This is a genomic window from Mycolicibacterium palauense, assembly GCF_002592005.1.
In the GTDB taxonomy this organism is placed as follows: domain Bacteria; phylum Actinomycetota; class Actinomycetes; order Mycobacteriales; family Mycobacteriaceae; genus Mycobacterium; species Mycobacterium palauense.
In genome coordinates, this window is sequence record NZ_NVQF01000140.1 from 1 (window position 1) to 8812 (window position 8812).

Annotated in this window: 6 protein-coding genes; 1 reads left to right on the forward strand and 5 read right to left on the reverse strand. The window is 68.0% G+C overall.

Annotated elements, in window-relative coordinates; genetic code table 11:
- Positions 1 to 305: 305 nt before the first annotated feature.
- The 5 genes from cydC to CSR00_RS28515 form a co-directional block, all read right to left on the reverse strand.
- The gene (cydC, locus tag CSR00_RS28495; RefSeq protein WP_099025728.1) at positions 306 to 1958 is read right to left on the reverse strand and encodes a thiol reductant ABC exporter subunit CydC; all 1653 of its coding nucleotides are present in this window, start codon (positions 1956 to 1958) and stop codon (positions 306 to 308) included.
- Positions 1945 to 3543 (reverse strand): thiol reductant ABC exporter subunit CydD, encoded by a 1599-nt coding sequence (gene cydD, locus CSR00_RS28500; RefSeq protein WP_099025729.1) that lies wholly within the window; start codon positions 3541 to 3543, stop codon positions 1945 to 1947. The genes cydC and cydD overlap by 14 nt, the downstream gene beginning before the upstream one ends.
- Positions 3544 to 3596: 53 nt before the next feature.
- Positions 3597 to 4646 carry a cytochrome d ubiquinol oxidase subunit II gene (cydB, locus tag CSR00_RS28505; protein WP_099025730.1) on the reverse strand — a complete coding sequence of 350 codons (1050 nt, stop codon included), beginning with the start codon at positions 4644 to 4646 and terminating at the stop codon, positions 3597 to 3599.
- Between the two features lie 33 nt (positions 4647 to 4679).
- Positions 4680 to 6158 (reverse strand): cytochrome ubiquinol oxidase subunit I, encoded by a 1479-nt coding sequence (locus tag CSR00_RS28510; protein ID WP_099025731.1) that lies wholly within the window; start codon positions 6156 to 6158, stop codon positions 4680 to 4682.
- Positions 6159 to 6387: 229 nt separating this feature from the next.
- Positions 6388 to 6963: an HdeD family acid-resistance protein gene (locus CSR00_RS28515; protein WP_099025732.1), complete on the reverse strand. Its 576-nt coding sequence runs from the start codon at positions 6961 to 6963 to the stop codon at positions 6388 to 6390.
- A gap of 240 nt (positions 6964 to 7203) precedes the next feature.
- Between CSR00_RS28515 and CSR00_RS28520 the strand changes: the two genes are divergently transcribed.
- A complete protein-coding gene (locus CSR00_RS28520) occupies positions 7204 to 8100 on the forward strand; it encodes a tyrosine-type recombinase/integrase (RefSeq protein ID WP_099025733.1) in 897 nt (298 codons plus the stop codon).
- Positions 8101 to 8812 lie beyond the last annotated feature (712 nt).

The window sequence follows — 8812 nt, forward strand, 5'->3', positions numbered from 1 at the left end:
TAGGTAGTAGCGAAATTGAAATATGATGGACTAGCTGTAGACGGGTGAACACACGGATATAGTATGAGATTTGTTTTGTGATGATGAGGCGACCAGCTACATCTACACAGGGGTCGTCGGCGGCAGCGTGTGAGAGGTTTAAGAGGCAAGTAGTAGGGCGGCGGTGGTCCGCCGGCGGGCCCCGCGTCACTCCCGGACGGGGGCCCGGAGGACTCCGTCGGTTTGTCGGGCTGCTCCGGGGATCCCGGTGGCTGTGTCATGACTGCACTCCAGATCGGGCCGGCACGGACGGTTCCGCCGCCAGGTTACCGGCCCGGCGTGGTCTGGAGAACGGGACAGTCGATCTGGCCCGGCAGGTGATGGGTGGCCACGACGACGATCCGGTCGGCGGGCAGCAGATCACCGCCGAGCAGTCCCTGCAGGATCGCGTCGGAGTCCGCGGCGTCGAGATGTTCGGTGGGTTCGTCGAGCAGGACCGCGCGGGCCCGGCTGAGCAGGACCCGAGCCAGCAAGAGCCGGCGTCGCTGTCCCGCCGACACCGCCGCCGCGCCGCCGCTCAGCACGGTCGCCAGCCCGTCGGGCAGCGAGCGCAGCCACGGGCCCAGGCCGACCCGCTCCAGCGCGTCGCTCACCTCGGCATCCGTGCAGTCGCCGCGGACGACCAGCAGGTTGTCGCGCACCGTGGTGTCGAACAGGTGGGCGTCCTCGGCGAAGAACGACACCGCTGCGGGCAGTTCGTCGGCGCCGAGTTGGCCGACCGGGGTACCGCAGACCGTCACGGACCCGGCCAGCGGCGGCATCAGGCCGGCGAGTGTCATCAGCAGTGTCGTCTTTCCCGAACCGCTGGGCCCCACGACCGCCATCCTCGAGCCCGGCGACAGCTCCAGATTCACCGGGGGGCCGGGCCGGGCGGGGTCGAACCCGGCGCGTACCCCGGCGGCCTGCAGGACGGGCCGCGGGGTGGGGCGGCGGGCGACGCCGGTGGCCGCCCGCGGGGCCGGTTCGGCTGCCTCGGTCAGCTCCAGCAACCGCGCGGCGGCGATCCGCGAACGGGTCAGCTGGATGGCCGCGGCGGGCAGTGCGGTGGTGGCCTCGAAAGCCGACAGTGGTAACAACATCAGGATCGCCAGCGTGGTCGGTGCGACGCTGGAGGCGATGCCGATGCCCACGACGGCGGCCCCCACGACCGCGGCGCCGATGGCGGCGACGGGCACGGCCGCCCCGACGGCCGCCGGAGCCGCGGCACGGTCGAGATCCTCGCCCCACTGCCGCTGACGCCGTCCGGACTCGGCGATGACATCGCCGAGGCGGCCGGCCACACGCAGCTCGGCGGCATGCTCCAGGGCCAGCATCGCGGCGACATCGCGGTCGGTGTGGCTGGTGCGCGCCAGCTGCTCCTGTGCGGCCGAGCCGCGCGCCGCCAGCCACGGGGCCAGCACTCCCGCCACGAGCAGGCAGACCGCCAGAACGACCGCCGCGGCCGGCGATATCACCGCGATGACACCGACGGCGGCGACCGCCAGCACCGCGGCCACGGCCACCGGCAGCACGGCGCGCACCAGCACGTCGGAGAACTCGTCGACATCCGAACCCAGCCGCCCGACCAGATCGCCACTGGGCACCGCGGTCGACAGCACCGCGGGCCCGTGCGCCAGCAGCCGATAGATCTGTTCGCGCGCCGAGGCCGCCGCGCGCAGCGCGGTGTCGTGGGAGGCCAGCCGCTCGCAGTAGTGCAGCACTCCGCGGGAGATGGCCAGTGCGCGCACCGCGACCACGGCCACCGACAGATCCAGCACCGGCGGCATCTGCCACGCCTTGGTGATCAGCCAGGCCGACACCGCCGCCAGCGCCAGCGCGCTGCCCAGCGAGAGCACCCCGCACACGGTCGCCAGCAGCAGTCTCGGCAGCCGGGGGCGCAGGATCGGCAGCGCGCGCAGCAGCGGGTCAGACCGCAGCATGTGCACTCACCTCCACGACCCGATCGGCGATCGCCCGGATCGGCGGCCGGTGTCCGACCACGACCACGGTGGCGCCGGCGCGGGCGCGCGCCGCCAGGGCCTGCAGTACCCGCTGCTCGGTGGCGGGGTCCAGGTGAGCGGTGGGTTCGTCGAGTAACAGCACCGGCGCGGCCGAACCCAGCGTGCGGGCCAGGCCGAGTCGTTGCCGCTGCCCCAGCGAGAGCCCGACACCGCCGCGGCCGAGCCGGGTGTGCGTCCCGTCGGGCAGCTCGGCCAGCACGGCGTCGAAACCCGAAGCGCTGAAGGCGCTCTGCGGGTCGGTCAGGGGGCCGAACAGTTCCAGATTCTCGGCGACGGTCCCCGGGACGAGCACCGGGCGCTGGGGCAGCCAGGCCAGCTGGGCCCACCACCGCGCCGGATCGAGGTCGGCGACGTCGACCCCGTCGACGCTGACCCGCCCGGAGGTCGGCGTGATCAGTCCGGCCACCGCCAGCAGCGTGGTGGACTTACCCGCCCCGTTCGGGCCGGTGAGCACGGTGAGGGTGGAAGGCGCCAGTTCGGCGCTGAGCTGGTCGGGCGCCCGCCCGTCGCGTCCGAGCACCGTCAGCGCCTCGAGGCGGATGGCGGCACCGGCGGCGGCCACCGTCTGTGCCCCGGACGTCGCCGTCGGCGCCTGCTCGATCAGGTCGAAGGCGCGGTCGGCGGCGGCCTTACCGTCCTGGGCGGCATGGAATTCCACGCCGACGCGCCGCAGCGGCCAGAACACGTCGGGGGCCAGCAGCAGGACGGTCAGGCCGGCGGTCAGCGTGATCTCGCCGAAGACCAGCCGCAGGCCCACGCTGACCGCCACCAGCGCCACGCCCAGGGTGGCGATCAGCTCGAGCACCAGGGTGGACAGGAAGGCGATCCGCAGGGTGGCCATCGCCGAGCGCCGGTGTGCCGCGCCCAGATCGGCGATGCGCCCGGCGGGCCCGTCGGCACGGCCGAGGGCCCGCAGCGTCGGGATGCCGGCGACGAGGTCGAGCAGCTGTGCCTGCAGGGCCGACATCGCCGTGAGTGCGGCCGCCGAGCGCTCCGCGGTGGCCAGCCCGATCAACACCATGAACAGCGGGATCAACGGCAACGCGATCACCACCACGACGGCCGCCTGCAGGTCGGTGACCGCGATCAGGGCCACCGCCGCCGGCGTCAGGATGACGGCCAGGAACAGCGCCGGCAGGTAGGCGTTGAAATACGGCCGCAACCCGTCGAGGCCGCGCAGCACCACCGCGGCCGCGGTGTCACGCCGGGCAGACAGGTTGCGGGGATCGCCGGCGGTCACGGCCTGCAGGACCTGTCCGCTCAGGTCGGCGATCGTCGCGCTGGCACCGCGTTGGCTGAGCCGGTTCTGCATCCACACCGTCAACGCCCGAACCGACCAGAGCACCACCAGTGCGAGCAACTCCGGCACCCACTGTGCGATTGAGCGGGTGGCCGGGTCGGTGATGACACCGGCCACCAGCCGAGCCAGCACCACCGCGGCGGCCAGGGCGCACCCCGTGGTCACCAGCCCGCAGGCCACGGTGGCGACCAGGAAGCGCCGCACGGCCCGGGAACCCCGCCACAGCCGGGGATCCAGTGGGCCGCGCGACGCTGCGCTCAGGACTGGCGTCCCGGCAGGCCCACCGGTGCGGGGATCCGATCCGCCGAGATGCGCTGGCGGAAGACCCAATACGTCCAGGCCTGGTAGACGATCACCAGTGGGGCGAAGATCAACGCCGCCCAGGTCATGATGGTCAGCGTGTAGTGCGTGGAGGAGGCGTTGTAGATGGTCAGGCTCCACTCCGGATTCAGGGTGGAGGGCAGCACGTTCGGGTACAGGTCACCGAAGAGCATGATCACCACGGCGGCCACGACGACGGTGGTGCAGAGGAACGCCCAGCCGTCCCGGGTCCCGGTGCGCAGCAGCTGCACCGCGGCCAGCAGGGCGACCACCGCCACGCCCAGGGCGACCCACGTCCAGCCCTTGCCGTAGGCGAGCTGGGTCCACACGCCGTAGGCGCCGGCGATCACGATCACCGGAAGCGAGATCCAGCGGGCGATCGTCAGTGCGTTGTGCCGGACCTCCCCGGAGGTCTTCAGGGCCAGGAACGCCGCTCCGTGCAGCAGGAAGATGCTGCAGGTGGCCAGGCCGCCGAGCAGTGTGTAGGGGTTGATCACGTCCCCGAACGACAGGTGGACCTGCTGGTCGGCGTCGACGGGCAGCCCGCGCACCAGCACGGAGAACGCCGCACCCCACAGGATCGCCGGCAGCCACGATCCGATGGCGATCCCCAGGTCGGCGCGCGCCCGCCACACCGGGTCGTCGATCTTGCCGCGCCACTCGATGGCCACGATGCGCAGGATCATGGCGAACAAGATGATGAACAGCGGCAGGTACAGCGCGGAGAACACGCTGGCATACCACGCCGGGAAGGCCGCGAACATGGCGCCGCCGGCGGTGATCAGCCACACCTCGTTGCCGTCCCAGACCGGGCCGATGGTGTTCAGCGCGGCGCGGCGGTGCGAGTCGGCGTCGAGCCCCTTGCGCCCGGCCATCCGGCCCAGCGGCTCCATCAGCATGCCGACGCCGAAGTCGAAGCCCTCCAGGATGAGGAACCCCAGGAACAGCACCGCGACCAGAATGAACCAGAACTGTTGAAGTCCCATCGCCGATCAGCTCCTAAACCACGGTCGAATCGGTCAGTACGCGAACGACATCGGGGCGACGTCGGACTCGTCGGGCGGGGTGGGCGGAGCCGGCTCGGAGTCGTGCTCCTGCGGCCCGGCGACGACATAGCGTTTGAGCAGGTAGAACCAGATCACCGCGAGCACCGCGTAGGTGAGGGTGAATCCGATCAGGCTGAACCACACCATTCCCGCGGAGTGGTTGGACACGCCGTCCTGCACGGTCAGCCGAACCATCTGGTCCCCGGTCGGATTCGGCACCACCACCCAGGGTTGGCGGCCCATCTCGGTGAAGATCCACCCGGCGCTGTTGGCCAGGAACGGCATCGGCAGGGTGAACAGGGCGAACTTGGCGAACCAGGGCTGATCGGGAACCCGGCCCCGCCGGGTCAGCCACAGCGCGGTCAGCGCGAACAGTCCCGGGATGGCGAGCAGGCCGATCATCGCGCGGAAGGCCCAGTAGGTGACGAACAGGTTGGGGCGGTAGTTCCCCGGCCCGAATTTCTGCTCGGCCTGCACCTGCAGATCCTCCACACCATCCAGGGTGACTCCGCTGGGTTTGCCCGCGGCGAGGAACGGCAGCACGTAGGGCACCTCGATGACCCGGGTGATGCTGTCGCAGTTGTTGTGGGTGCCGACGGTCAGGATGGAGAAATTGGGGTCGGTCTCGGTGTGACACAACGATTCCGCCGAGGCCATCTTCATCGGCTGCTGCTGGAACATCAGCTTGCCCTGCACGTCGCCGGTGAGGGTCAGGCCGACGGCGGCCACCAGGGCCACCCAGCAGCCCAGGATGGTCGCCGGTCGGTACATGGTGGCCGCGTCGGTGCCGGCGGCGCCGTCGCCCTCGGAGGCCGCACGCCGCCGTTCCCGCACCATCCACCAGGCGCAGATGCCGGCCACGAAGGCCCCCGCGGTCAGGAACGAACCCATCACCGCGTGGGTGAAGGCCCAGATCCCGGTGTTGTTGGTCAGCAGTGCCGCGAAGTTGTCCAGCTCCGCGCGCCCGGTCTCCGGGTTGAACTTGGTACCGACCGGGTGCTGCATGAACGAGTTGGCGGTGATGATGAAGTAGGCCGACATGTTCACCGCGATGGCCACGATCCAGATGCTGGCCAGGTGCAGCGCCTTGGGCAGCCGGTTCCAGCCGAAGATCCACAGCCCGATGAACGTCGACTCGAAGAAGAAGGCGACCAGCCCCTCCAGCGCCAGCGGCGCGCCGAAGATGTCACCGACGAAGCGGGAGTACTCGCTCCAGTTCATGCCGAACTGGAACTCCTGGACGATCCCGGTGGCGACCCCGATCGCGAAGTTGATCAGGAACAGCTTCCCGAAGAAGCGGGTCAGCCGGTACCACTCGGTGCGTCCGGTGACGTGCCAGATGGTCTGCATCACCGCGATCAGCGGTGCCAGACCGATGGTCAGCGGCACGAAGATGAAGTGGTAGACGGTGGTGATCCCGAACTGCCATCTCGATACGTCGAGGGCGTCCATATGCGCTACTCCCGGGGCTACGGGTAATTTCTACGACAAAGTGTAGTAGGTACATCTCGCATGTACCAGCGCCTACGACCCTGGCACCGGGCGGCGTTGGTCACAAGAGGCTTTGGACTGTCCGGCGAGGGCCTTGGGCTCTCGGCGAGGTCTTCGGCCGGACTCCCGGCCGGGGCGGGGAGTCCGGCCGAGACGCCGGGTCTGTTTTCGAGGGTCTGGTCGGAGGGCCTTATTCGACGGTCGCGTCGAGGGCCTTGGAGGCCTTCCGGATGCTGAAGGCCGAGACGATCTCGAACACGCCCAGCACCACCAGCCAGATCCCCACGACCCAGAACAGCGTGAGCAGCGACAGCCCCGGCCACGCGAGCATCACGATGCCGGCGAGGAGGCTGATGATGCCGAAGAAGATCGACCAGCCGCGGCCGGGCAGGGCCGGGTCGCTGATCGCCGACACGGTGGTTGCCACCCCGCGGAAGATGAAGCCGATACCGATCCAGATGGCCAGCAGCAGGACCGCGTAGCCCTCGCCGAAGTGCCGGAAGGCCAGCACCGCCAGCACGATTGAGGCCGCCCCGCTGATGAACAGCAGCACCCGTCCACCGGCGGACACGTGCAGCGCGAAGGCGAACACCACCTGGGCGATGCCGGTGACGATGAGGTAGATGCCGAACAGGATGGCCGCCACGATCAGGGTCTTGGCCGGCCACGCCAGCACCAGCACACCCAGAATCAGCGCTAACACACCGGAGATGAGCGTCGACTTCCACAGATGCGGTAAAAGGCTGGGAACAGCAGTGGTTTGCATGGGCGAAGTTTCCCACACCCGCGCCGCATCTCAGCCGTTTTGCCTGCAGAGATCCGGTTGTGCGGCCAGACCGACACGACAGCGTTACAGAAAGGAGAATGCGCTGTGGCGGGCCCGTGCGGTGGTTAATGTTCGGTTACCGGCAGTATGCGGTAGAGGCCGAAAACGTCTTTACCTGCAATTATAGAGAGATCACTGCCGATAACTAGGTACCACAACGCTCCACTGTAAGATAACAGCATGGCCGAAAGTTTGCTAGACCTGTCCGAGCTGTTGCCGTCCTGGCTAATCACCCTCCGGGGAGAACGAAAATCACCGTCAACGGTGAAGGCGTATCGCTCCGGGGTGCAAGCGTTCATTGACTACTGCGCGGCACAAGGCATCCCCGCCGACCTGACTAAGGCGAACGTCGTCAGCTTCATGGCCTACCTATCCGACCGCGAGCCCGCGACTGCCCGGCTGCGACTAACGGCGGTTAAGCTGTTCGCGCGCTGGCTGGCTGACGAAGAGGGGTTCAACGCCGACCCGATCCAAGCGGTGAGGGCCCCGAAGCTTGATCAGCGGGTGGTTGCACACCTGACCGAGAATGAAGTCAGGGCGCTACTCAGGGCTTGTGACGGCGGCGAACTGCGCGACAAGCGCGACAAGGCTTTGGTGTCTCTGTTCGTAGAGACGGGCATGAGGGCCGAGGAGATGTTGGCCCTAACTGTTGGTGACGTGTCGATTGCGGATTGTTCGGTAACTGTCGTCCGGGGTAAGGGCGCTAAGGGTCGCAAGTCGAAGTTCAGCGCTCAGACGGCGGCGGCGTTAGATCGCTACATGAGAGCGCGTCGCAAGGAGGGCCATCCGGCGCAGGAGGGGCCATTGTGGTTGAGCAGCCGTGGCGCGTTGTCCTATAGCGGCCTACAACATGCCCTCGGAGCGCGTGCGGAGGCGGCTGGCGTGCCGAACTTTCACCTCCACCGGCTCAGGCACAGCGCGGCGGTGCGATGGCTGAGGGCGGGCGGGTCGGAGTCGGGCCTGATGGCGCAGGCCGGTTGGCAGTCGCGCCACATGGTGGACCGCTATATCAAGAGTGCGAACGAGGAACTTGCCGCCGATGAGTTCGACCGTCTGAACCTGGCTGTCGAGCCGTAGCCGACACGACACGCCAGGCGGTGTGTTGCTTGTGTTCGAACGTGTGTTCGTTACAGTGTCGGTCATCGCGAGAGGCAGCGGCAGCCGTTTCGCGCCGAGGAACCCGCCAACATGGGGCGGGCCTGAGAAAGTGTCGCGGAGGGCCAATGTGTGACACGAACAGCGGCGGAGCACGCGCTCGCATCTAGGTTCGGCGCCCACCAGTCGTGGGCGAACACTACTGACCGGAGTGCCCGGACAGCCCCAGCGCGTAAGGCTCTGGAAGAGAAGTTTCTGAGGCTGGCAGATCCCGAGGGCGTACTACCCGCTCACGAGCGGCAGGCGCGCGCAGTATCTCTGCGCAAGGCGCACTACGCCCGTTTGGCGTTGAAGTCGGCGCAGGCGCGCAGGAGGCGCAGGCCGTGACTTGACCGTGGTACTGCAATTCTGCGCAAACAAAGGGAACTTTGTAAGCGTGCTAATATATTGACAGGGATAAGTGCGCCCAAATCTGGGGAACGCAATCAATCATTATTATAGATTTTGGGGAGAAGTCTGCCGAAAATCGGATAACCAAATGGGGGGATGGGGCTATGACAAGGCCACCTAGCCCAGATTTTTCGCGGAATGTCGGCTGTGAGGGTGTGTAGATAAGCGAAAGTGCCTGTCCTGCAAGGGATAATTGGACTTCTCTAGGGTTCAATCATCCTGACGGGAAGGCACCTCGCGAGTG